The sequence below is a fragment of the Marixanthomonas spongiae genome (assembly GCF_003095375.1).
GTDB classification, from domain to species: Bacteria; Bacteroidota; Bacteroidia; order Flavobacteriales; family Flavobacteriaceae; genus Marixanthomonas; species Marixanthomonas spongiae.
Genome location: NZ_QEHR01000009.1, coordinates 24,099 through 47,922 on the forward strand (window position 1 = coordinate 24,099; position 23,824 = coordinate 47,922).

General features: G+C 40.3%; 22 protein-coding genes. 11 read left to right on the forward strand and 11 right to left on the reverse strand.

Annotation, left to right across the window (positions count from 1 at the left end; translation table 11 throughout):
• The first annotated feature begins 28 nt into the window (after positions 1-28).
• Entirely contained in the window at positions 29-1,588 is a 1,560-nt protein-coding gene (locus tag DDV96_RS13140; protein WP_116695239.1) for a T9SS type A sorting domain-containing protein, read from the forward strand.
• A gap of 24 nt (positions 1,589-1,612) precedes the next feature.
• Here DDV96_RS13140 and DDV96_RS13145 read toward each other — a convergent pair whose 3' ends face one another.
• The 3 genes from DDV96_RS13145 to gcvP form a co-directional block, all read right to left on the reverse strand.
• Positions 1,613-2,140: a methyltransferase domain-containing protein gene (locus DDV96_RS13145; RefSeq protein ID WP_116695240.1), complete on the reverse strand. Its 528-nt coding sequence runs from the start codon at positions 2,138-2,140 to the stop codon at positions 1,613-1,615.
• 6 nt (positions 2,141-2,146) lie between these two features.
• Positions 2,147-3,205 (reverse strand): 3-oxoacyl-ACP synthase III family protein, encoded by a 1,059-nt coding sequence (locus DDV96_RS13150; RefSeq protein WP_116695241.1) that lies wholly within the window; start codon positions 3,203-3,205, stop codon positions 2,147-2,149.
• Positions 3,206-3,317: 112 nt separating this feature from the next.
• Complete coding sequence (gene gcvP / locus DDV96_RS13155; RefSeq protein ID WP_116695334.1) at positions 3,318-6,170, reverse strand: aminomethyl-transferring glycine dehydrogenase; 2,853 nt, start codon at positions 6,168-6,170, stop codon at positions 3,318-3,320.
• Between the two features lie 102 nt (positions 6,171-6,272).
• On the opposite strand from gcvP, the gene DDV96_RS13160 reads away from it, so the two are divergent.
• Positions 6,273-7,145 carry a UbiA prenyltransferase family protein gene (locus DDV96_RS13160; RefSeq protein WP_133240851.1) on the forward strand — a complete coding sequence of 291 codons (873 nt, stop codon included), beginning with the start codon at positions 6,273-6,275 and terminating at the stop codon, positions 7,143-7,145.
• On the opposite strand, the gene DDV96_RS13165 is transcribed toward DDV96_RS13160, so the two are convergent.
• On the reverse strand, positions 7,122-7,370 hold the full coding sequence (locus tag DDV96_RS13165; RefSeq protein ID WP_116695243.1) for a hypothetical protein: 249 nt from the start codon (positions 7,368-7,370) through the stop codon (positions 7,122-7,124). The genes DDV96_RS13160 and DDV96_RS13165 overlap by 24 nt on opposite strands.
• Before the next feature lie 2 nt (positions 7,371-7,372).
• On the reverse strand, positions 7,373-7,924 hold the full coding sequence (locus DDV96_RS13170) for a sigma-70 family RNA polymerase sigma factor (RefSeq protein WP_116695335.1): 552 nt from the start codon (positions 7,922-7,924) through the stop codon (positions 7,373-7,375).
• Positions 7,925-8,103: 179 nt separating this feature from the next.
• Here DDV96_RS13170 and DDV96_RS13175 point away from each other — a divergent pair, with 179 nt between their 5' ends.
• Positions 8,104-9,555: a M20/M25/M40 family metallo-hydrolase gene (locus DDV96_RS13175; protein WP_116695244.1), complete on the forward strand. Its 1,452-nt coding sequence runs from the start codon at positions 8,104-8,106 to the stop codon at positions 9,553-9,555.
• Between the two features lie 156 nt (positions 9,556-9,711).
• Here DDV96_RS13175 and DDV96_RS13180 read toward each other — a convergent pair whose 3' ends face one another.
• The 6 genes from DDV96_RS13180 to purK all read right to left on the reverse strand — a co-directional run bounded on the left by DDV96_RS13180 (position 9,712) and on the right by purK (position 14,473).
• Entirely contained in the window at positions 9,712-11,736 is a 2,025-nt protein-coding gene (locus tag DDV96_RS13180; RefSeq protein ID WP_116695245.1) for a M3 family metallopeptidase, read from the reverse strand.
• On the reverse strand, positions 11,733-12,095 hold the full coding sequence (locus DDV96_RS13185; RefSeq protein WP_116695246.1) for a GIY-YIG nuclease family protein: 363 nt from the start codon (positions 12,093-12,095) through the stop codon (positions 11,733-11,735). Before DDV96_RS13185 ends, DDV96_RS13180 begins: the two co-directional genes overlap by 4 nt.
• 119 nt (positions 12,096-12,214) lie before the next feature.
• Positions 12,215-12,712 carry a 5-(carboxyamino)imidazole ribonucleotide mutase gene (gene purE, locus DDV96_RS13190; RefSeq protein ID WP_116695247.1) on the reverse strand — a complete coding sequence of 166 codons (498 nt, stop codon included), beginning with the start codon at positions 12,710-12,712 and terminating at the stop codon, positions 12,215-12,217.
• Between the two features lie 21 nt (positions 12,713-12,733).
• On the reverse strand, positions 12,734-13,108 hold the full coding sequence (locus DDV96_RS13195) for a type II toxin-antitoxin system death-on-curing family toxin (protein WP_116695248.1): 375 nt from the start codon (positions 13,106-13,108) through the stop codon (positions 12,734-12,736).
• Positions 13,105-13,284, reverse strand: a complete 180-nt coding sequence (locus DDV96_RS13200) for a hypothetical protein (RefSeq protein ID WP_116695249.1) — start codon at positions 13,282-13,284, stop codon at positions 13,105-13,107. Before DDV96_RS13200 ends, DDV96_RS13195 begins: the two co-directional genes overlap by 4 nt.
• 34 nt (positions 13,285-13,318) lie before the next feature.
• Complete coding sequence (purK, locus tag DDV96_RS13205; RefSeq protein ID WP_116695250.1) at positions 13,319-14,473, reverse strand: 5-(carboxyamino)imidazole ribonucleotide synthase; 1,155 nt, start codon at positions 14,471-14,473, stop codon at positions 13,319-13,321.
• 295 nt (positions 14,474-14,768) lie between these two features.
• Here purK and DDV96_RS13210 point away from each other — a divergent pair, with 295 nt between their 5' ends.
• From DDV96_RS13210 to DDV96_RS13245, 8 genes are all read left to right on the forward strand, one after another.
• Positions 14,769-15,365: an RDD family protein gene (locus DDV96_RS13210; protein WP_116695251.1), complete on the forward strand. Its 597-nt coding sequence runs from the start codon at positions 14,769-14,771 to the stop codon at positions 15,363-15,365.
• A 125-nt stretch (positions 15,366-15,490) separates the two neighbouring features.
• Complete coding sequence (locus DDV96_RS13215; RefSeq protein ID WP_116695252.1) at positions 15,491-16,063, forward strand: adenylate kinase; 573 nt, start codon at positions 15,491-15,493, stop codon at positions 16,061-16,063.
• A 165-nt stretch (positions 16,064-16,228) separates the two neighbouring features.
• Entirely contained in the window at positions 16,229-17,245 is a 1,017-nt protein-coding gene (obgE, locus tag DDV96_RS13220) for a GTPase ObgE (protein WP_116695253.1), read from the forward strand.
• 87 nt (positions 17,246-17,332) lie between these two features.
• Positions 17,333-19,996, forward strand: a complete 2,664-nt coding sequence (locus DDV96_RS13225) for a DUF7619 domain-containing protein (protein WP_116695254.1) — start codon at positions 17,333-17,335, stop codon at positions 19,994-19,996.
• A 62-nt stretch (positions 19,997-20,058) separates the two neighbouring features.
• Positions 20,059-20,577, forward strand: a complete 519-nt coding sequence (locus DDV96_RS13230; RefSeq protein WP_116695255.1) for a DUF4136 domain-containing protein — start codon at positions 20,059-20,061, stop codon at positions 20,575-20,577.
• 284 nt (positions 20,578-20,861) lie between these two features.
• Positions 20,862-21,440, forward strand: coding sequence for a DUF4136 domain-containing protein (locus DDV96_RS13235; protein ID WP_133240852.1), 579 nt, complete (start codon positions 20,862-20,864; stop codon positions 21,438-21,440).
• Between the two features lie 5 nt (positions 21,441-21,445).
• Positions 21,446-22,402: a tetratricopeptide repeat protein gene (locus DDV96_RS13240; RefSeq protein WP_165806013.1), complete on the forward strand. Its 957-nt coding sequence runs from the start codon at positions 21,446-21,448 to the stop codon at positions 22,400-22,402.
• Positions 22,403-22,467: 65 nt separating this feature from the next.
• The gene (locus tag DDV96_RS13245; protein WP_116695258.1) at positions 22,468-23,823 is read left to right on the forward strand and encodes a UDP-N-acetylmuramate--L-alanine ligase; all 1,356 of its coding nucleotides are present in this window, start codon (positions 22,468-22,470) and stop codon (positions 23,821-23,823) included.
• Position 23,824: the final 1 nt, after the last annotated feature.

The window sequence follows — 23,824 nt, forward strand, 5'->3', positions numbered from 1 at the left end:
TATATATTTACAAAAATCTGAAATTATTATGAAAAAAACATTACTTCTGTTAATTACTTTGTGTTGTGGTTTTTGTTATGGTCAAAATTATAATGTTTCAATTTATCAACAGATTGCAGATAATAAAGGCGGGTTTAATGCAGCTATCGACAATGCAGATTGGTTCGGATATTCAGTGGAAAGTATAGGGGATTTGAATGGTGATGGAATTGAAGATGTTGTAGTAGGGTCATTAAAAGATGATGACGGGGGATTTAACAGAGGCGCATTGTATGTGCTTTTCTTAAATAGAGATGGAGAGGTAGATTCCTATCAAAAAATTAGTGATACAGAAGGAGGGTTTCAAGGAGTTTTGGATGATTGGGATATATTTGGGTCTTCAATTTCTTATTTAGGAGATATAAATAATGATGGTTTTACAGAAATAGGTGTAGGGGCTGAGTATGATGGAGATGGAGGTTATTGGCATGGGGCAGTATGGATTTTATCTTTGGATTCGAATGGAATTGTACAGTCATATTCTAAAATAAGTGATACAGAAGGTGGTTTTTTAGCTCCTTTAGGCGATGAGGATGTTTTTGGAACGGATATAGCATCTTTAGGAGATTTAAATGGAGATGGTTTTGGGGATATTGTAGTTTCGGCAAGAAGAGATCCAGATGGAGGCTCAGATCGTGGAGCAGTTTATATACTTTTTTTGAACAATGATTTATCGGTAAATAACTATCAAAAGATTAGTCAAACTCAAGGTAATTTTCAGGGGTATTTAGATCCGGGCGATTATTTTGGAGGAGCTGTCGCAAATATTGGAGATATTGACTTAGATGGAGTTGTTGATATTGCGGTGGGTGCTTATAGAGATGATGATGGAGGTATAGATCAGGGGGCTGTATATGTGCTTTTTTTAAATTCTGATGGTTCTGTGAAAGATTATCAAAAGATCAGTGATGTGTATGGAGGTTTAGAAACAACTTTTAACAATGGGATGTTTTTTGGCACATCAATTGACTTAGCTTATGATATTAATGATAACGGATTAACTGAAATAATTGTAGGTGCGAAAGGGTACTGGAATGAAGAAAATTCAGAAATCGGAGCTTTTTATATATTGGAGCTTAATAACAATGGAACGGTTAATAATTCTGTAAGGTACACTAAAGGAGAGCAATTTTTTGATGGAGATGTTGTACCAGAAAGCTCTTTTGGGTTTTCCGTCTCTTACAATAGAGGCCTTTCTACAAATGATGCTATTGTAATTGGAGCCCATACAACTGGCGATATTAATGGTTTTGAAAATGGTAGTTTGTGGATTTTGCAATTAGGCAAAATTTTATCAATTGATGATATAGATGGAAACAATGAACAAATTTTAGTTTACCCTAACCCAACTAATAATTCTTTTAGCTTACATGAAATTGATGATATTTTAATGATTCAAATTTTTGACAGTCAGGGAAAGGAAATTATTTCTTTTAAGGATATAAAATCCAATAATTTTGACGTATCATTTTTACCTGTAGGTGTTTATGTAATTTTGATTAAATCTAATAATGAAGATATTTCATCATACAAGTTAATTAAAAATTAAGTGGAAATAATATAAAACCTATAATTACTTATCGATCCTCTCCGCATAAACAAGATAGTATCGTGGGGTAAACCGTCTTAGTACGGGTCTGATACCTACTTTTTTTACAGGATTGGTAAATTTTGTCCGTTTTTTAATGGTCCATCCAGCTTTTTCCAACAGCCAGTCAAATTGCCAATCTTCAAACTCATGGAAATGGCGGTCCCAAGCATCGGTTTTGCTTTTGTAGGCCGGGGCAAACCACAACTTTAACGGAACGGAAGCCACCAATTTTTTTGCTTGAATATCCTGTAAAACATTAAAGGGAGCGACCAAGTGTTCAAATATCTCAAAAGCAGTCACCACATCATATTCATTGGTTTTAACGGCTTCGGTTTTTAAGTCGAGGTCTTCGCCTTGGGTGTTGGTTACGTTATAGCCTTCTTTTTGCATCATTTCAGAAAACGGGTTCTCAACACCCAAATCCAAAATAGATTCATCGGTAGTTACCATATCTTTTAAAAACCGTAAAGTGTGCTTGTAGCGTTTTTTCGGAAATTTGCCTTCGTACATACAGCATTATACTTTATAAAGAATGGCGTTGATGTTCATTCCCGCGCCCACACTGGCAAAAAGGACGATATCGCCTTTGTTGAGTTCGTGGACTTCCATAGCGCCGTTTTTCACTAGATCGAACAAGGTGGGAATGGTTGCCACGCTGGAATTCCCCAGTTTGTTGATGCTCATGGGCATAATGTTTTCTGGCGGTGTTTTTCCGTACAACTTATAAAACCGTTTGATGATGGCTTCGTCCATTTTTTCGTTGGCCTGGTGAATGAACACTTTTTTAAGATCTTTTATGTCAACATTGCCTTCATCCAAACATGTTTTCATGGCTTCCGGTACGTTGTTCAGGGCAAATTCGTAAATTTTACGACCGTACATTTTAATGTAGCGGCGGGCGTCGCTCAGTTCTTGGTTGTTGCTTTCGCCAAAAAAGATGAAATGAGCTTCGTCTAAGGCATAGGTTGCGCTGTTGTGGGAAATAATGCCCGAACCGCCATCGGTTTTTTCAACTACGGTCGCTCCGGCACCGTCGCTGTAAATCATCGAGTCGCGGTCGTGCTGGTCCACTACACGAGACAAGGCTTCTGCACCGATGACCAAACATTTATTGGCAATACCGCTGTTAATAAAGGCATGAGCCTGTATCATCCCCTGTATCCAGCCAGGGCAGCCAAATAAGACATCGTATGCTACACATTTTGGGTTTTTTATTTTCAGCAAATGTTTAACGCGCGACCCAATACTCGGTACGGTATCGCTTTGGTGATCGCCGTGCTTTACATCGCCATAATTGTGGGCAACGATAATGTAATCCAGTTCTTCTTTGTCAATTCCCGAATCTTCAATGGCTTTTTTCGCTGCAAAATAAGCAATGTCTGAAGTGGTAAGGTCGTTTTCTATGTACCGTCGTTCCGAAATACCCGTAATGGCTTCAAACTTTTCAATAATCACTGCGTTTTCATGACCAAAGCGTGAACCGTCCTCATTATAAAAACTGTGGTTTTCAAATTGGTCATTGGGTGCTATCCCACTTGGAATATAGCTGCCTACGCCTGTTATTTTTGTCTTCATTGCGCTGTTTCTTTATGTATTGAAAAAACTTTAGATTCTTTTAAAATGGTGCAATTTTCAAACCAAGAAATCCATCAAGCCATTAAAATACCAATTTTTTGTTAAAATATCGTTATGCTTCTTCCATAAACGCCTCAATAGGTTCGCAGGTGCAAACCAGGTTGCGGTCGCCATACGCTTCGTCCACACGTCTAACGGTAGGCCAAAATTTGTTTTCTCCAACATAAGCCAACGGATAAGCGGCTTCTTTTCTGCTGTATGGAAAGTCCCAAACGTCATCCGTGAGCATTCTCAAGGTATGGGGTGCGTTTTTAAGCACATTGTTAGTGTTTTCTTTTGAAACGGAATCGATTTCCATTCTAATGGCGATCATTGCATCGCAAAAACGGTCCAGTTCTTCTTTGCTTTCGCTTTCGGTGGGCTCTATCATAAGGGTTCCCGTTACCGGAAAGGAGACCGTAGGCGAGTGGAAACCGTAATCGATCAACCGCTTGGCGATATCGGTAACCTCTACTCCGTGTTCCTTAAACGGACGGCAATCGACAATCAATTCGTGGGCTGCCCGGTTGCGTTCGCCACTGTACAAGGTTTCGTAATGGCCTTTTAGGCGTTCTTTGATATAATTGGCGTTCAAGATGGCAAATTGGGTGGCCCGTTTTAAACCGCTTACCCCAAGCATCCTGATGTATGCATAAGAGATCAAGCAGACCAAGGAACTGCCAAAAGGTGCGGCTGAAATGGCCGAGATGCCTTTTTCACCTCCTGTTTTTACAATGGGGTTGGTAGGCAAAAAGGGCACCAGTTGTTTGGCAACACAAATTGGACCAACACCCGGCCCACCGCCTCCATGAGGGATGGAGAATGTTTTGTGAAGGTTGAGGTGACATACATCTGCACCAATATTACCCGGATTGGTCAAGCCTACCTGGGCATTCATATTGGCACCGTCCATATATACTTGCCCGCCGTATTGGTGAATGATACTGGTAATTTCTTTAATGGCAGATTCATAAACTCCGTGTGTTGACGGATAGGTTACCATCAAAGCAGCCAAATTGTCTTTGTGCTTTTCGGCTTTTTCACGAAGGTCGTCCACATCAATATTACCATTGTCGCCTGCTTTGGTCACGACTACTTTCATTCCGGCCATCACCGCACTTGCTGGGTTGGTACCGTGTGCGGAAGAAGGGATCAAACAAATATTTCTGTTTGCCTCGCCACGGGATTCGTGATAAGCACGGATGACCATCAAGCCCGCATATTCGCCCTGTGCGCCAGAATTGGGCTGTAGCGATGTTGCAGCAAAGCCAGTGATTTCGGTTAATTGATCTTCCAGTTTTTTCAATACCTGTTGGTAGCCTTCAGCTTGTTCAATTGGCACGAACGGGTGGATGTTTCCCCACTGTGGGTCGCTCAGCGGAAGCATTTCGGCAGCGGCGTTCAGCTTCATGGTGCAAGAACCCAATGGAATCATGGAATGGTTCAATGATAAATCCTTGCGCTCCAATTTTTTAATGTAGCGCATCAACTCGGTTTCGCTGTGGTAGCTGTTGAACACTTCGTTGGTAAGGAATTTTGTTTTTCTGGCTGCTTCGGCAGGGATGGCGTTGCCTTTTATGATTTCTGAAACCTTAATCACTTTTTTATTGGTTGCTTCAACAAAGACGGCCACTATTTTATTGAGGTCTTTTAAAGTTGTTGTTTCGTTAACGGCAATCGATACCGTCTCTTCATCAGGGTAGTAGAAGTTGATGTTCTTGGCCTCGGCAATGTACTTTATTTTGGTCGCATCGGTTTTTATGGCGATGGTGTCAAAATACGTGTCGTTCATTTGGTACAGCCCTAATTCTTCCAGCGCATTGGCAAGGGTCGCCGTGGTGTTGTGTACTTTGTCGGCTATATCTTGCAAGCCTTCGGGGCCATTGTAAACTGCATACATTCCGGCCATAACAGCCAAAAGTACTTGTGCTGTACAAATATTTGAAGTGGCGCGGTCGCGTTTAATGTGTTGTTCGCGGGTCTGTAATGCCATGCGCAGGGCACGGTTGCCATCAAGGTCTTTGGTCACGCCAATAATACGGCCGGGGATGTGGCGTTTAAATTCTTCACGGGTGGCAAAATAGGCAGCGTGAGGACCTCCGTAGCCTAGAGGGATGCCAAAACGTTGGGTAGTGCCTACCACCACATCGGCACCAAATTGTCCGGGGGCTTCCAGTTTTACCAAACTTAAAATATCGGCTGCAACAGCTACTTTTATATTCGAGTGGTTTGCTTGTGCGATAAAGTCTTTAAAGCTGTGCACGTTTCCAGTACGTCCCGGGTATTGTAAGAGCACCCCATAAAATCCTTCGGAAAAATCGAACTCTTTGTGGTTGCCCACCACGATTTCCACGCCTATGGGAAGGGCTCGTGTTTTCAATACGGATAAGGTTTGTGGGAGCACTTCTTCAGAAACAAAAAACTTCACGGCATTGTTTTTCTTTTGTTCCCTGCTGCGAACGGCAAACAAAAGCGACATAGCTTCTGCGGCAGCGGTAGATTCGTCCAACAACGAGGCATTGGCCAGCTCCATTCCGGTAAGGTCGCTTACCATAGTCTGGAAGTTGAGCAGGGCTTCTAACCGGCCTTGGGCAATTTCGGCTTGATACGGTGTGTAGGCTGTGTACCAACCCGGATTTTCCAGAATGTTCCTTTGAATTACGGGAGGAATATTGGTAGGATAATAGCCCAACCCAATATAGGTTTTGAACACTTTGTTTTTCTCGGCCATTTCGGTAATGTGTTCCAAATATTCTTGCTCGGTCATGGCAACGTCGAGATCGAGGTCTCTTTTCATGATAATGTCATCGGGGACCGTCTCGAACATAAGTTGATCAAGGGATTCAACACCAATGGTTTTGAGCATTTCGGGGAGGTCACTTCTTCTAGGACCAATATGTCTTAGGGCAAAAGAATCTGTGTTCATATTGTTCATTTGAAAATTAAATCCTGACCATTTTGGCAGGCAGCGCAAAATTACGATTTTATACACGAATTAGCGCTGTTTTTTTGGTGCTATCCCAACAATTTGTTAACCGATAGACCAACTTCAAGACATTTGATTACTTTTGAAGAGATGACCGCCCTAAAACGCATTTTTGAGTTTTATATAAACAGCAGTATTCACGTTGCTTTGGCCGTTATTTCGTTGGTGGCGATCACGGTTTTGGAATACGGATTACAACTCTCAACCGCATTTTGGTTTTTTGTGTTTTTTGGTGTTATTACAGCCTACAATTTTGTAAAATATGCTCCCATTGCCGGATTGCATCACAGAAGCCTCGCCAGTTCCTTAAAAGCCATACAGGTGTTTTCATTTATTTGTTTTGGGGCTTTGGTGTACTTTGGCCTTCAGCTTCGGCTTAAAACATTGTTGGTAACCTGTTTTTTTGGGGCCATGACCATTTTATATGCCATCCCTATTTTGAAGAAAAAAAGCCTGCGCACCGTTAAAGGACTTAAAATCTTTGTTGTGGCGGCTGTTTGGGCCGGGGTGACGGTAATGGTACCGTTTATACAGGCCGAAATTTCTTGGACAGCTGATGTATGGATCACTTTTGTGCAACGGTTTTTCTTGGTTATCGTTTTAACCATCCCGTTTGAGATACGGGATTTGCCTTATGATGCTTCCATGTTGGGTACGTTGCCCCAAACTTTGGGGATAACGGGAACCAATACGATGGTCGCCGTTTTGGCCGGAATTGGTTTTATAATAGAAGGGTTCAAGGACGAACTGTATTTGCCTTATTCCCTAAGCTTGTTGTTTATCTGTTTGCAAGCTTCTTTTGCCGTTTTTTTTGCCAAGCGGGAACAATCCAAATATTATGCTTCCTTTTGGGTGGAAGCACTGCCAATTTTATGGTTGGTGGTTTTTTTCTTACTGCATCATTTCTTGCCGTAAGCGTTTTTTTAAAAGGTGTTTCTGTTCAGCAGAGAGGGTTTGGACTTCCGATTTTTTTATGGCTTTGGTGAGCCGAGCGTTGCGGGTAGTGTGTTTCCTGCAGAGCTTGCAAAAGAAGGTGTGGATGGTGAGCAGGGTTTTTTCCCAGAGGCTTGCTTCGTTGTATTGTGCCCTGTCGCATACGTGGGCTGCTTCTTCACAATTGAAGATCATATTGAGTTTCATTGTTATAACCAGTTTTTTTCGAGACAGTTAGCCATCGCTTTACGGGCGCGATGAATGATTACCCAAAGGTTAGACGGAGTAATATTGTATTCATTACAAATTGCTTCGGTGTCAAAATTATCGATTGTTTTCATTTTGAAAATTGCTGCGTGGCGTTCGTCCAAGGTGTCTAGGCATTCTAAAATGGCAAGGCGCAACTCGTTGTTTTCCAGTTTGTCTTCGGCCGTTTTGTAATATGGGTCTTTTACGCGTTCCTCCAGCCAATCGCCTTCCATCTCGTCGTCGGTGTAGTTGATGTGTACTTCGGCTTGGCCTTTTTTGGAATTTTTCTTTCGGTAGTGGTCGATGATCTTGCGCTTTAAGATAGCGATGAGCCATGTACGTTCGCTGGCATCGCCCTTGAAGTTTTTTTTGGATTTCAATCCGGCCAAAAATGTTTCCGAAATAAGGTCTTGCGCTACAATGTGGTCGTTTACACGTACAATGGTGTAGTTGTATAGGTAATCTGAATATCGATCCACCCAAGTTTCGGGCTGCAGCGTGTGCGTGGGCATGAGTTGGTTATCTAGTGATTCTTTCAAAAATAGGAAAGTTTCAGCAGGAATACTTCTTTTTCACATTAATATAAGAGTTTTTGATGTGCTCTCCTACTTCTTAAAAAAGTATCTGTTAAATAATTTAAAAGTTAAGCACAGAAGTTTTAAGTTTATGTTTTTTAAAAAATCTATCTACAATGAAAAAAATTCTATTGCTTTTTGTTTTTACCTTGACCACTGGTGTATTTTTGGCACAAGAACAACCGTTCTATGCCACGATGGATGCCAATGATGCCGTTGAACTGCAAAAAGAACTACCCGAAGACATTCAAATTATCGCAACCAAGCGCAACCAATCTGCTGTTTTTATTTCTGAAAAAGCGGCGCACGCCATGCACCAAAACGTGGTGACCCATGGCCCGGGGTATGTTTTTAAAGCTTCGGAAGAAAAAGCGCTACGGGCCATTGAACCTAAGAAGCCCAAAACCGAAAGACGCGTCCTTAATTTTACCATAGATCAAGATGATGCCGTTGCCGAGGCACTCGATTTGGTCAACGCTCAGAACATCGAAGACCAAATACTTGAATTGCAAGGCTACGGTACGCGGTACCACACCCGTGCCAGTGCCGAACAATCGGTGTTGGATCTCAAAGACAAGTGGGAGGCTATGGCACAAGCTGCGGGACGCAACGATGTTAGCGTACGCATAGTAAACCATGTGAATACGCCCATGCCTTCGGCTGTCATGACCATTGAAGGCGCCGAAAGCCCCGATGAGTATGTGATTATCGGTGGCCATATAGACTCTACCGCCCCAGGGGCCAACAATGACGTGGCACCCGGGGCCGATGACGATGCCTCGGGCATTTCCACAATTACAGAAGTTGTTAGGGTATTATTTGAAACAGACTTTGTGCCTAACCGTACCGTAGAGTTTATGGCGTTTGCAGCTGAAGAAATAGGCCTTGTAGGATCTGCTGAAATAGCCGAAGAATACAGCAACAACAACATAAACGTACTGGCTTATGTGCAGTTTGATATGACCAATTATCCTGGATCTGCCAACGATGTGTACATTACCACAGACTCTTATAATAGTAACGACTTAAATGCTTATTTAATTGAATTAATGGAGTATTATAACAACGTCTCCAGCGAACATGAAATTACATATGGCACTACCGCTTGTAATTATGGATGTTCCGATCATTTTAGTTGGGCGGATAATGGTTACGAGGCCGCATTCCCTTTTGAAGCCAATTTTTCTGAAAGCAATCCGAATATTCACACGGCGGGCGATACGTATGACGTAACTGGCGATGCCTTTAAAGCTGCTAAATTTGCCAAATTGGGACTGGAGTTTATCATTGAGACCGCTAAAACGAATAATCTTTCGGTTTCTGAACTATCAAACGATAATTTGGATTTTATCGTTGCCAATAATACGCTTACCTATTCTTTAAAAAACAGCTCAGATGTGCTAGAACAAATGGCCGTTATTGATGTTTCAGGAAAACAAGTGTTGCGCGCCACCGATTTGGGCAAACAGGGAACGGTTTCGTTAGATCGTTTGTCACAAGGCTTCTATGTGGCTGTTTTTACTACCGAAACGAATAAAAAATTAACGAAGAAGTTTATTGTGAATTAATCGCATTGGTAGGAACAAGAAAAGGATGTCTAAAAAGTGAAAACATAATCGGTTTGTCCGGACGAGCGCAGTCGAGACCTCATCAACTGTCAGGGAGTTGGAGTTCTCGACTGCGCTCGAACAGACAGCTGACTTTTTTAGACAGCCTTTTATTATTTAAATCAACCCAGCCCGTTTCAACAACGCATCCGGATTTGGTTTTTTTCCACGGAATTTAACGTACAGTTCCATGGGGTCTTGGGTGCCGCCTTGTGTTAAGATGTGGTTTTTGAACTTATTGGCTACTGTTTTATTGAAAATGCCTTCTTCTTTAAAATACGCAAAGGCATCGGCGTCCAGCACTTCGGCCCATTTGTAACTGTAATACCCAGCCGAATAGCCGCCTTGAAAGATATGGGAGAAGGATGTGCTCATACAGTTGGAAGGGACGTTAGGGTATAGTTTGGTGCCTTCAAAGGCTTCTTTTTCGTGCGCTTTTACATCTTGTATGCTAGAAGGATCAGCGCCGTGCCAGGCCATGTCGAGCATGCCAAAACTTAACTGGCGTAATGTTTTCATCCCTTCGTGAAAAGCAGCCGATTCTTTAATCTTTTTTACATATTCCATCGGGATGACCTCGCCCGTTTCATAATGTGTGGCAAACAGCTCTAATGTTTCTTTTTCATAACACCAGTTCTCCAGTATTTGGCTGGGCAATTCAACAAAATCCCAATACACGTTGGCGCCCGATAAACTTGCATACTTGGTGTTTGCCAACATACCGTGCAATGCGTGCCCAAATTCATGAAATAAAGTAGTTACTTCATTAAAAGTTAATAAAGATGGTTTACTTGCCGTGGGCTTCGTAAAATTACATACAATTGAAATATGTGGGCGTTCGTTGTTGCCGTTTTTGATTTCCTGTTGTTTGTAAACGGTCATCCAAGCACCGTTTCGTTTTCCGGCACGTGGGTGAAAGTCAGCGTAAAAGATGGCTACCGAAGCATCATCGGCATCAGTAACGCGGTATGTTTTTACTTCTGGGTGGTATTTGTCAATATCGTTTACTTCTTCAAAAGAGAGTCCGTATAGTTTTTCAGCCACGGTGAATACACCGTTTATTACATTCTTTAACTCAAAATAGGGTTTTAGCTTTTCGTCATCTAGATTAAAGCGTTTCTGTTTTAATTTCTCTGCATAATACGCCCCGTCCCATTTCTGTAATTGGTCGATGCCGTCCAATTCTTTTGCGAAAGTTTCCAATTCGGCAAACTCTTTTTGGGCTGCCGGTTTTGCTTTTTGTAATAATTCATCTAAAAAAGAAGTTACTTTCTCGGGAGTTTCGGCCATGCGTTCTTCCAATACAAAGTGTGCGTGGCTGTCATACCCCAACAATTGTGCTCGTTGATAGCGAAGATTGGCAATTTGCAGCACAATCTCTTGGTTGTCTACTTCGTCATTATGAAAAGCTTTGCTGCCAAAGGCAAGGGATAATTCTTTCCGTAATTCACGATTATCCGCATACGTCATAAACGGAATATAGCTTGGGTAGGCTAAAGTGAACACCCAGCCGTCTTTCCCTTTTTCTTTGGCTGTATTGGCAGCCTCTTCTTTAGCACCATCAGGTAAACCAGACAGTTTTTCTTCGTTGGTAATGTGCAGTTCATATTTATTGGTTTCGGCCAATACGTGTTCGCCAAATGTTAAGCTGAGTTTAGATAAATCCTGGTCTATTTTTCGAAGCGTTTCCTTTTTATCTTCGGAAAGGTTCGCCCCATTACGGGCAAAGCCTTTGTATTGTTTTTCTAGCAACATGCTCTCTTCAGCAGTAAGCGTCAAAGAATCTTTACGATCATAAACACTTTTAACACGTTTAAACAAGGCTTCGTTAAGCAGTAAATCGTTTTTAAAGTCGGAAAGCAACGGGGAAACCTCTTGTGCTATTTTTTGAATTTCTTCATTGGTCTCGGCACTGTTGAGGTTAAAGAAAATATCTGTAACACGGTTTAATTGTTCGCCGGTGCGTTCTAATGCTTCCACTGAGTTTTCAAACGTGGGTGTCTCTTTATTTTCGGTAATGGCGTTTATTTCGTCCTTTGTGTCTTTTATCAACTGTTTTATAGCTGGTAAAAAATGCTCGTTTTTTATTTGGGAAAACGGAGCGGTGTTAAAGGGTTGTAATAGGGGGTTTGTTTCTGTCATTGTATATTATTTTTTGTCCGGTCGAGCGCAGTCGAGACCTCCTTAGGTGTTGGTCTGAATTTGGAATGCGTCATATTTCTACATTCCGATAGGACTTGAAGCATATCGAAATCGTTATTAGACAACGCTAGTTTTTTCTTTGCACTCCATCGTTTAATTTTCTTTTCAAAATATATAGCTTGCTTCACATCATTAAATTCTTGATGAAAGATGAGCTTTAAAGGTCTTCTTTTAAAAGTAAAACAGCTTTTGTTCAGGCCTTGTTGATGTTCGTTAAATCTTCTGGATATATCGTTTGTAAAGCCAGTGTATAATAACCCGTCGGCACATTTAAGTATATAAACATAATAGGTTTTCATACAGTTTAATTTTTAGAAATGTATTCTTAAGCGCAGTCAAAAGGTTAAATCTATTTGGTCTTTACTTTAAAGGTCTCGACTGCGCTCGACCAGACAATTTTTATTTGCCATGATAACTGTTAGCTGCCTTTCCCTTCCCGAACTTTTTTAGCGCCTTCCTCAACTTTAATCTTTAAGCCTTCTTTATAGGCCACTACTTTATCAAGCACACATTTGTCAGAACTGCCAATAATCTGGGCCGCTAATATTCCGGCATTTTTAGCACCGTTAAGAGCAACTGTAGCCACTGGTACGCCACCTGGCATTTGCAGAATGGAAAGCACAGAGTCCCAACCATCAATGGAGTTGCTCGATTTTACGGGAACGCCAATCACGGGAAGCGGTGATAATGAGGCAATCATACCCGGTAAGTGCGCAGCGCCACCGGCACCGGCAATGATTACATTGATTCCACGGGTGTGAGCGTTTTTTCCATAATTGAATAATTTATCGGGCGTTCGGTGTGCCGAAACGATATCGACTTCAACTTCAATATCGAAGCCTTTTAAAATGTCTATAGCGTCTTGCATAACGGGCATATCGCTCGTACTGCCCATAATAATTCCTACTTTGCTCATCTGTCTGGTTGTTTTTGTAATTTATTTTGCAATATGATTGCTAATCCACTCTTTTATATCGTCAAATTTTGTATTTCCTTTTGACGCGGAAATGACAAAGTCATAAATTGTGTTTTCTGGTGCTTGTATATCCATATTTCCTTCAGCTAAAATTAACCGCATCAAAGCATAAGCCATTCGTTTGTTGCCATCGATAAATGGATGATTGATGATTATGCTTTCAAAAATTGCAGCAGCCTTTTCAATAGAAGAAGAATACAGTTCTTCTCCGTCAAAGGTTTGAAAAGGTCTGTTTAATGCTGAAGATAGCCCTTTTTTATCTCGAATACCAGCAGATCCTCCAGAGGCTTTTATTATTATTTTATTTAACTTTTCAGCAAGTTGTATCGATATCATTGTGCCAAGCGATCAAATAAGTTTTTTTCTGTACGTAATAAAGACTCTACATAATCAACACGAGCAGTATCTCTTTTTTGAAGGTGTTCTAAATACAATAAAACGTTTTCTACTTGATCGTCAGATAGTCGGTCGATTGCCTTTTTAAGCGTTTGTTTTTTTTCTAGTAGCGTCATGACACTATAATTTTAATGGAAGATACAAAATCTACTATTCTGATACCACCCGAATGGTTTTCTTTACGGTTTCGGCTACTTTACGGGCTTGGTTAATGTCTTCATCTATAATGGTCACGTGTCCCATTTTTCGGAACGGACGTGTTTGTTTTTTTCCGTAAATATGCGGCGTAACGCCATCCATCGCCATAATTTTTTCGATATTTTCATACTTTACATCGCCGGTATGGGCTTCATCGCCTACTAGGTTTACCATAATTCCGCCTACTTTGCTATCGGTTTTTCCTAATGGCAAATCCAATATAGCGCGCAGATGTTGCTCAAACTGATTGGTGTAACTGGCTTCAATGCTATAATGGCCACTGTTGTGTGGGCGTGGTGCCACTTCGTTTACCAAAATCTCATCGTCTTCTGTTTGAAACAATTCTACAGCCAACAACCCTACGTGCTCAAATGTTTCGGAAACTTGTTTGGCAACGGCTCTTGCTTTTTCGGCGACTTTAGGCTCAATTCTCGCAGGGCAGATAACGTACTCTACTTGATTGGCTTCTGGATGAAACTCCATTTCGACTACCGGATAGGTGCGCACCTCGCCCCTTGGGTTGCGGGCAACAATCACGGCCAGTTCGTTTTTAAACGGAATCAATTTTTCAGCAATACAGGGGCCTTCAGCTAACGGAATCACATCTTCCGCATCGCGGATAATACTGACGCCTTTTCCATCGTATCCGCCGGTGCAACTTTTCCAAACAAAGGGATAATGGAGTTCTTTCCGAACAATCGCTTCATTTAAATGGTATTTGTCTTTGTAGCGTTTAAAAGGTGACGTTGGAATTTTATGTTCCTTATAAAACTGCTTTTGTACTCCTTTATCCTGTATTTTCCGAAGCGTTTCAGAAGAAGGATATACCGTTATGCCTTCCTGTTCCAGTTTTTCCAATGCATCTACATTCACGCCTTCAATTTCAAAGGTAAGCACATCGGCTTTTTTTCCGAAGGCATACACAGTGTCAAAATCCATCAGGTCACCTTGCTCAAAATGGTCGCAGGCAATGCGACAAGGCGCTTCAGCGCTGGGATCTAGAACATTGGTTTTTATATCGTATTTGCGTGTTTCGTACAGCAGCATTTTGCCCAGTTGGCCGCCGCCGAGTATTCCGAGGGTAAAAGAGGACGAAAAGTAGTTCATACGCACAAAGATAACAAAAGGGTGTGGGAGTTTTTTATTTTTTGAAAGAGAGTTTTATTAATACCCACAGTACTTCGGAAAATATTTTGCTGTGCTTTTGCAGTTGATTTCTTCGACTTTACCCCTTATTTTGTTCGAGTTTAATACGTAAAAGCTGGGGTTTACTCGAAGGAAAGTCGAAGGAGAGTCGAAGAAAACTTGGATAAAGCATATATAAAAGCTTGCTGAACAAAACTGGAATTTCAATTTTTCATAAGTTTACAAACGTTAAAATAAAACACTTAAGAGCCTAGCTATGAAAAACGAATTTTCCGATGTAATGTCCCAACGGACCGATAAAGAATTGATACAAATTGTAACAGCTGAAAGGATAAAATACCAACCAGCTGCCTTAGAAGCTGCCGAAGATGAAATAACAAAAAGAAATATCGACACCGCTAATTTTGAGAAATTGAGAAAACAAGCCATGTTGCAGTACCAAGAAAAAGAAAAAATAAATAGTGCCTTGGCCCCTACCTCGCTTCGGTTTGTAAATCATTTAATTGATGTTGTGGTTTCTTATGTTATTTCAATGGTCGTATTTCTTGTTTTGAGTTTGCTGCTGTCCGATCCGCAAAACCCCGTTGTGGTGTTAGCCACCATTGTTTTGGTGTTTGGTTCTTTTTTGGCATATTACACACTTATGGAAATTATTTGGCAAAAAACGGTAGGTAAATTTGTTACTAAAACCAAAGTCGTTTTGGATAATGGTGAAAAACCAAAAGAAAAAGATATCGTGTTACGAACGATATGCCGTTTAATTCCCTTTGATTGGGTTTCCTATCTTTTTATGAAAAATGGTTTTCACGACGTATTGTCTAAAACCAAAGTGGTTAAAGATGGAAAGAAATAAGCAGTCCCTTTTAACTTTAAACACTTTTGCACCGTACACCTCTCAAGTGCTTTGCAATTAGTATCTTTGCGCTTTCGTTATGTAGCGATTTATAAAAAAATATATTCAGAAAGAACAATAGAGTAATGACAAACATCGTATTATTTGGCCCTCCGGGAGCAGGCAAGGGGACACAGGCAGACATTTTAAAAAAGAAATATAATTGGGTGCACATTTCAACCGGGGATGTTTTTCGATACAACATAAAAAACAATACCGAATTGGGCGATCTGGCCAAAAGTTATATGGAAAAAGGGCATTTGGTGCCAGATGAAGTGACCATCAATATGCTAAAAGCCGAAGTGGATAAAAACGAAGATGCCGAAGGATTGATCTTTGATGGTTTTCCACGTACCGAAGCCCAAGCAGAAGCATTGTCTAAGTTAATGGCTGAAAAAGACACGCAAATAAATGCGATGGTCGCACTTGAGGTAGATGATGAAGTGCTGGTAAAACGGCTGTTGGAACGCGGAAAAGTGAGCGGTAGGGCCGATGATGCCAACGAAGACGTGATACGGGAACGCATTGCCGAATATTACCGAAAAACCGATGTGCTGAAAAAATACTACCAAAAGCGCGACAAATACTATGGCGTGGACGGCGAAGGGAGCATCGAGGATATTACCAAACGCTTGAGCGAAGTGATCGAGAAGCTGTAATCCCTCACCTAACCTCTCCCGAGGGGAGAGGAAGCAAACATTGAAGGCCTAATGAATATTTTAAATATTAAAGGATTAAATAGAAGAAGTCACTAAGTATATCCCTTAAATTTTGTACTTTCTAACATCTAACATCTAACATCTAACATCTAACATCTAACAACCGTGACTGAAGGCAATTTTGTTGACTATGTTAAAATCCACGTAACTTCTGGAAAAGGAGGGAAGGGCAGTACGCACCTACGCAGGGAAAAATTTATCCCTAAAGGTGGGCCCGACGGTGGTGATGGCGGCCGTGGCGGCCATATTATTTTACAGGCCAACAAAAATATGTGGACCTTGTACCATTTAAAATTCAAACGCCATTTTAAAGCCGGGCACGGCGGGGCAGGAGGAAAACAGACCAGCACCGGTGCCGACGGGGACGATGTGATTATCGAAGTGCCATTGGGCACCGTGGTAAAAAACACCGATACGGGCAAAACCATGTTCGAAATGACCGAACACGGCGAACAACGCATTGTCGCCAAAGGCGGAAAAGGAGGGAAAGGGAATGCGCATTTTAAATCGGCCACGCGACAAACCCCGCGTTTTGCACAACCCGGTCTGGAAGGCGAAGAAGTTAACATTACCGTAGAGCTAAAAGTTTTGGCCGATGTTGGTTTGGTAGGCTTCCCCAATGCAGGGAAATCGACCTTGCTTTCAGTAATTACTGCTGCCAAACCCAAGATTGCCAATTATGAATTCACCACCCTAAAACCCAATTTGGGCATTGTAACCTACCGCGACCATCAAACCTTTGTAATGGCTGATATTCCCGGAATCATTGAAGGTGCCGCTGAAGGGAAAGGCTTGGGGCACTACTTTTTGCGCCATATAGAGCGTAACTCCACCTTACTGTTTTTAATCCCTGCAGATGCAGATGATATTAAAAAACAGTACGATATTCTGTTAGATGAATTAAAACGCTATAATCCAGAACTGTTGGATAAAGAACGCCTTATCGTTATCTCAAAAAGTGACATGCTCGATGAAGAACTGAAAGGCGAAATGAAAGAGATATTGGATAAAGAATTTAAAGGGTTGCCGTATTTGTTTATTTCTTCGGTAGCGCAACAGGGTTTAATGGAATTGAAAGATAGACTTTGGGGGATGTTGAATAAAGATGTTGAAGACAAATAAATAAATAAACTCTGTGTTCTATAAAGTCATGACTGCCAATATTTTGTAGTTTTAATTTTATATGTATTTTGCTGAAAAATCTTACAGATGGCAAAATATTTACTCAGTGCATTATTTTTATTGGTTTCTTTAGTTGGGGTTGGGCAAATTCCTGAAGACGGGCTCATTGCTTACTTTCCTTTTAATGGCAACGCTAATGATGAGAGTTCAATAGGAAATAATGCTACTGTAGAGGGAGCGACGTTAACTACTGATAGAATTGGTAATATAAATGAAGCTTATCTTTTTGATGGTCAAAATGATTTAATATTTGCACCAGATATCCCTGAATATACATTTACTAACGACTATACTATTTCTGCTTGGGTGAACCCTTCAGAACTAAGGTCACAAACTATTGTTCGTAAAGGGCCTGTTATTAATGGGCCAAACAGAGCTCCTTATTCTTTAAGCATAACCGGTATTAATACGGTAAGTTCATCATTATTCTTAGATGAACAGGTTTTTGGATTACAATCACAAACAGGTTACGAAATTAATTTTTGGCAATTGATTACTACTACCCGTGAAGGGGATATTATAAAACTATATAGGAATGGACAATTGATTGCTCAAGAAACAGTCTCAGGGGTTATGCTAGACGAAGAGGCTCCACTGCATATTGGTTCAAGAAGCCAAGTAGTGGGGGATACTTTTTTAGGTAAAATAGATGAGGTTCGTATGTACAATAGGGCATTGTCTCAATCTGAGATTAATACTATTTATTTTGAAAATTTAGATCCTACTTTGGTAGCCTATTATCCGTTTAATGGAAATGCCAACGATGAAAGTTTTTATTCAAATAATGGCATTGTAGACGGAGCACAACTTACTACTGATCGTTTTGGAATTCCAAATAGTGCTTACGAATTTGACGGATTAGACGATATTATTAGAGTGGTTGATAACCCTAATTTATACTTTGAAGACGACTTTTCCTTTAATGTTTGGGTTTATCCTACGGCTATTAAGAGCCAGACTATCCTTGTGAAGGGCCCAGCTGTCAGCGGCCCCAATGAAGCTCCTTTCGCTGTATCTGTGTCTGCTGTAGAAGAAAATGTGTTTAAAATAACAACTCAAACAGATGAAAATCACCTTTTTTCTGATGTGGGGTACGAGCTCAATAAATGGCAAATGTTTACTGCAATACGAGATGGTGAAACGATGCGATTATATCTTAATGGTGTTTTATTAAACGAATTAGAAATTCTTGGAGAATTAATGGATGAAGAAGCTCCATTGCATATTGGTTCAAGAAATCAAGTAGTAGGGAATACCTTTTTAGGTAAAATAGATGATGTAAGATTGTATAATAGGGTTTTGACCCAACAGGAAATATCAAGCTTTGCCGAAAACATTCCAAGTAGCACAAACATAGTCCGTGGAACAATACGATTTGACTTTGAAAACAACTCTTGTGATGAAAACGACTATTCAACAACGGGAGTTATGGTACAAGCTGAAAATGAAGATAAAGTATTTAGTACAAGAGTTAATCAATTTGGTGAGTATAGTTTCTTATTAGAAGATTTAGGCACTTATAACCTAACAGTAATTCCTGAATCTTTGCCTGAATATTATGAAATTACCCCAGCAGAAGTAAGTACTGTCTTTAATTCTTATGGAAATACAGAAACAGTGGATTTCTGCCTAACAGCAACCAATGTTTTTAATGATTTGAAAGTAACCTTATTACCACTGAATGAGGCGAGACCTGGTTTTGACGTTAACTATAAAATAGTGTATGAAAACTTAGGGACTACAATTATGGGTGGCAGTGTAAGTCTTGCTTTTGATAACGTACGACAAACTTACCTATCGTCAAACCCAACTGAAAATAATATAGATGGTAATAGTATAATGTGGCAATTTGAAAACTTACTGCCTTTTAAGTCACAAAGTATATTTATAAATTTTAATACCCTTGAGCCGCCAATAAATGAAGATGGGGATATATTGTCGTTTGTTGCTGAAGTTAATCCTGTTGAAGAAGAAGTTACACCGGAAGATAATGTTTATGAATTTGAGCAAACAATTATCAATTCATACGATCCTAACGATAAACAAGTGCTTCAAGGAGAAGAAATTTACGAAGATGAGGTTGATGGGTATTTAGACTACTTAGTTCGTTTTCAAAATACAGGGTCCGCATCAGCAGTTAATATAACTGTAACCGATACCTTAAGCGATAACCTTAACTGGAACACCTTTAGAACCCTTTCCAGCAGTCACGACTACCGTGTGGAAATTTTAGACGGAAATGCTGTTTCCTTTATTTTTGAAGATATCTATTTACCACCAGAATCAAGTGACCCGGAAGGAAGTAATGGGCACATTGCTTTTCAGATAAAGCCTAATGAAACGCTTTCAATAGGTGATGAGGTAGAAAATACAGCAAATATTTACTTTGACTTTAACCCGCCCATCATTACCAATACAGTATCAACTCAAGTTGTAGAACCCCTTTCAGTTAATGAATTCTCATTAGAAACTCTTATTACGTTGCATCCTAATCCGGTATCATCAACCCTACAAATACAAACTTCAAATAGTCTAATGTTTCAACAATCGACCATTTATTCCGTTTTGGGAAAACAGTTAATTACAACTTCAGAAAAACAAATAAATATGGAAGCACTTTCTTCAGGAATTTATTTTGTGAACGTTAAAACAAACAAAGGAAGTCTGACCAAGAAAATTGTTAAACAATAATAAACAAAATCCATTGGCGTACTTTTTGCGTAGTTTTAATACCGTATTATAATTTTAAAACTATGAAATATCTTTCTGTGATATTAATTTCGCTGCTGGTTGTTTCCTGCGGAACAAGCGTAGGCGTAGATTATGATAAAGAGGTTGACTTTTCGCAATATACGACCTATAACTTTTTTCCTACCATACAATCCGGATTAAACGATCTGGACGATAAGCGCATTATGCAAGCAACCGATAGTGTGTTGCAAGCACGCGGTTTTGTAAAGTCCAATGCTCCACAACTGTATATCAACTTTTACGCAAAAGAAAACCTTCGCAGTTCACGTAATACCATCGGCATTGGAGTAGGCAGTGGCGGAGGCAATGTAGGTGTGGGCGTAAGCGGTGGCATTCCCATTGGTGGCCGTATTTATGAGCAGGCCATCACTATGGACATTATCGATGTTTCAAATGATGGTTTAATTTGGCAAGCAATAGCCGAAGCCGATTTAAAAGAAAAAGCCAATCCGCAACAGAAGAAAGCACATTATGAAGAAGTGGTGTCGAAAATACTTAAAAAATTTCCGCCTGAACAGTAGGCAGTACGCTGTGTTCAGTAGTCAGTAATTCAGTGAATAGTAAAATTCCAAGTTTTTAAAACAATGACAAATAGAGGTGGCTGAGTGCTTTTCGTTTTTTCGATAAGGTTATGACGATAGCCCAAAGAGTATAAAACGAAAAGTGTATCGAAGCTACCGTTTTCAGTAGTCAGTTGCAGTTATTGAAATAATGGTCAAAATTTATTAAACAACAAATTAGATGGCTATTCGGCGGTCATTGGGCGGAGCCGGAGTGAACCAAAGCCACCAATAAATTAAAACACTTGAAATACATACTTACATTCTTTGTGATTTTAACGTTGCTATCCTGTAGCGCCACTATGGACGTTCAACACAATGAATCTTTCGATCTCACCAGTTACAAAACCTACAATTTTTATCCTACCATAGCGGCCAACCTTCCTGAAGATGAAACCAAACTGATTATGCAAGCTGTTGCTTTACAGCTTTTCAAAAAAGGATATGATAAATCCGATACGCCTGATTTTTACGTAAATTTCTTTGTGGAAGAATATGTTTCGTACATTCCCGATCTTTCAGAAACCAAATCAGGTGATGCTAAAAATAACCAAGGTGCTGCCAATCAAAAAAATAAAAAAGGAACCTATGGAGAACAGCAAAAAGAAAAAACAATATTGCAAAATATGCGTTTAAAAACAATCGCCATAGATCAAGCCTTGTATTTGGATGTTGTGGATGTTAAAAACGATCAATTGGCGTGGAGTGCTATTATCGAAGGGACAATCGAAGCACCTGTAACCGAGGAGCGGATATTTCAGTATTATTCTGAAAGAATTGAGAAAGCATTCAAGAAATTTCAAAAAAGCGCAATAGATAAATGAATTATATGAAAAAAATACTGTTATTGTTTTTGTTGGCTCCGCTAATGATGTTTTCTCAAAGTACATTTGAGCAAGCCGAAACCTATTTTAAAAAAGAACAATTCAGCAAAGCTAAACCACTTTTCAAAAAGTATTTACAAGCACATCCCAATGATGCAAAAACACGTGAATATCTGGGTGATATTGCCAGTTATGCAAAGGATTGGGATACGGCGATAGATTATTATGAGGAGTTGGTGGAAGAAGATGAGAATAGCGCCAATTACCATTTTAAATACGGTGGTGCCATGGGGATGAAAGCGCTGGAAATAAGTAAAATTAGAGCGCTTACCTATATAGACGATATTAAAGAACATTTTGAAATTGCCGCTAAGTTAGACCCAAAGCATATTGAAGTGCGTTGGGCGTTGGTAGAGTTTTATATCCAACTGCCGGGCATTATTGGCGGTAGCGAAAAGAAAGCGCGTAGCTATGCCAATGAATTACTGAAAATATCACCTGTTGACGGTTACTTGGCAAACGGCTACATTGCCGAATATAATGACCGCCCCAATGATGCGGAGAGCTATTATAAAAAAGCAATACAAGTAGGCGGGTCGCCGCACACCTATGAAAAACTGACTAACTTGTATGAAAAGAACAATAAGCCACAAGAAGCTATTGAAACCGCTTCAAAATCGCTTCAAAAACACAAACGCAACAGCCTGAATTATCAAATAGGAAAAATTTCGGCACAGTATAATTTGAGTCCCCAATTGGGACTGGATTGTTTGCAGGCGTATATAAAAAACTATTCCGTTCGGGATGGTGTCCCAAAAGATTGGGCGTATTACCGAATGGCACAGATTTACAAAAGTTTAGGAAAAAGAGACGATGCGCTCAATTGGATCAACAAAGCGTTGTCCAGTCGTCCTGATTTTGAAGAAGCCGCAGCGGAAAAGGAGCGAATACTTTCTATGTAGTTTAAATGTTATATTCATATTTCTGAATTCCCAATTCTTAACCCTATCTTTACAAAAAACTCATTATGCGCATACATTTTATAGCCATTGGAGGCAGCGCGATGCACAATCTGGCATTGGCACTTCACGAAAAAGGAGATCATGTAACCGGTAGTGATGATGAAATATTCGATCCTTCAAAAAGCAGGCTTGCTGCCAAAGGCTTGTTGCCAAATGAATACGGTTGGTTTCCTGAAAAAATAACGTCAGACTTAGATGCCGTTATTTTAGGAATGCACGCAAAAGAAAACAACGCAGAACTTAAAAAAGCAAAAGAGTTAGGGTTAAAAATTTATTCATACCCTGAGTTTCTATACGAACAATCTAAACACAAAACCCGCGTCGTCATTGGGGGTTCACACGGAAAAACCACCATTACCTCCATGATTTTGCACGTGATGCACTACCATGATAAAGAGGTTGATTATATGGTAGGCGCACAATTGGAAGGTTTTGACACCATGGTCCACTTAACCGAAGAAAACGATTTTATTGTTTTGGAAGGCGATGAATATTTGTCTTCCCCCATTGACCGTCGACCAAAATTTCATCTATATAAACCAAACATTGCATTGTTAAGCGGAATTGCTTGGGATCACATCAATGTATTTCCAACGTATGAAAACTACGTAGAACAGTTTGAAATATTCCTGAACCAAATTACGGACGGCGGTGCCATTATTTACAATGAAGAAGACACTGAGGTAAAGCGAGTAGTAGAAGCCACCGAAAATCCCATAAAAAAATATCCATACCAAACGCCTGAATATAGTGTAGAATCCGGAGAAACATTGCTGGAAACACCAGAAGGCTCTATGCCAATAGCGGTATTCGGGAAACACAACTTGAACAACCTAGAAGGCGCCCGATGGATCTGTCAATTAATGGGTGTAGATGCCGATGACTTTTACGAAGCCATTGCCACCTTTAAAGGCGCCAGCAAACGCTTGGAAAAAATAGCCGAAACCAAAACCGCCATAGCGTTTAAAGATTATGCACATTCGCCCAGTAAAGTAAAAGCGACCACCCAAGCAGTGAAAAATCAGTACCCCGACAAAAAACTGGTCGCGTGTTTAGAGTTGCATACCTATAGTAGCCTCAACCCTGAATTTTTAACCGAATACCAAGGTGCTTTGGATGCTGCCGATGCCGCGGTCGTGTTCTATTCGCCCCACGCGGTGATGATCAAGCAATTGGAGGAAATAAAAGCCGAACAGATTGAAGAGGCCTTCCAACGGGAAGACTTAATGATTTTCACCAATCCGGGTGACTTTAAAACTTTTTTATATTCTGAAGATTATGAAAATACCGTCTTGTTATTAATGAGCAGCGGTAATTACGGCGGGCTGGATTTTGATGCCGTGAAGGGGTATTTGAAATAAG

Bases quoted from the DNA above. Each gene is read 5' to 3' on its own strand.
- DDV96_RS13170 (WP_116695335.1), bottom strand. From the start codon at position 7,924: ATGCCCACGCACACGCTGCAGCCCGAAACTTGGGTGGATCGATATTCA.
- purE (WP_116695247.1), bottom strand. From the start codon at position 12,712: ATGAGCAAAGTAGGAATTATTATGGGCAGTACGAGCGATATGCCCGTT.
- DDV96_RS13195 (WP_116695248.1), bottom strand. From the start codon at position 13,108: ATGATATCGATACAACTTGCTGAAAAGTTAAATAAAATAATAATAAAA.
- DDV96_RS13200 (WP_116695249.1), bottom strand. From the start codon at position 13,284: ATGACGCTACTAGAAAAAAAACAAACGCTTAAAAAGGCAATCGACCGA.
- purK (WP_116695250.1), bottom strand. From the start codon at position 14,473: ATGAACTACTTTTCGTCCTCTTTTACCCTCGGAATACTCGGCGGCGGC.
- DDV96_RS13140 (WP_116695239.1), top strand. From the start codon at position 29: ATGAAAAAAACATTACTTCTGTTAATTACTTTGTGTTGTGGTTTTTGT.
- DDV96_RS13230 (WP_116695255.1), top strand. From the start codon at position 20,059: ATGAAATATCTTTCTGTGATATTAATTTCGCTGCTGGTTGTTTCCTGC.
- DDV96_RS13175 (WP_116695244.1), top strand. From the start codon at position 8,104: ATGAAAAAAATTCTATTGCTTTTTGTTTTTACCTTGACCACTGGTGTA.
- DDV96_RS13150 (WP_116695241.1), bottom strand. From the start codon at position 3,205: ATGAAGACAAAAATAACAGGCGTAGGCAGCTATATTCCAAGTGGGATA.
- DDV96_RS13165 (WP_116695243.1), bottom strand. From the start codon at position 7,370: ATGAAACTCAATATGATCTTCAATTGTGAAGAAGCAGCCCACGTATGC.
- DDV96_RS13215 (WP_116695252.1), top strand. From the start codon at position 15,491: ATGACAAACATCGTATTATTTGGCCCTCCGGGAGCAGGCAAGGGGACA.
- DDV96_RS13245 (WP_116695258.1), top strand. From the start codon at position 22,468: ATGCGCATACATTTTATAGCCATTGGAGGCAGCGCGATGCACAATCTG.
- DDV96_RS13185 (WP_116695246.1), bottom strand. From the start codon at position 12,095: ATGAAAACCTATTATGTTTATATACTTAAATGTGCCGACGGGTTATTA.
- DDV96_RS13180 (WP_116695245.1), bottom strand. From the start codon at position 11,736: ATGACAGAAACAAACCCCCTATTACAACCCTTTAACACCGCTCCGTTT.
- DDV96_RS13145 (WP_116695240.1), bottom strand. From the start codon at position 2,140: ATGTACGAAGGCAAATTTCCGAAAAAACGCTACAAGCACACTTTACGG.
- DDV96_RS13225 (WP_116695254.1), top strand. From the start codon at position 17,333: ATGGCAAAATATTTACTCAGTGCATTATTTTTATTGGTTTCTTTAGTT.
- DDV96_RS13210 (WP_116695251.1), top strand. From the start codon at position 14,769: ATGAAAAACGAATTTTCCGATGTAATGTCCCAACGGACCGATAAAGAA.
- gcvP (WP_116695334.1), bottom strand. From the start codon at position 6,170: ATGAACACAGATTCTTTTGCCCTAAGACATATTGGTCCTAGAAGAAGT.
- DDV96_RS13240 (WP_165806013.1), top strand. From the start codon at position 21,446: ATGAAAAAAATACTGTTATTGTTTTTGTTGGCTCCGCTAATGATGTTT.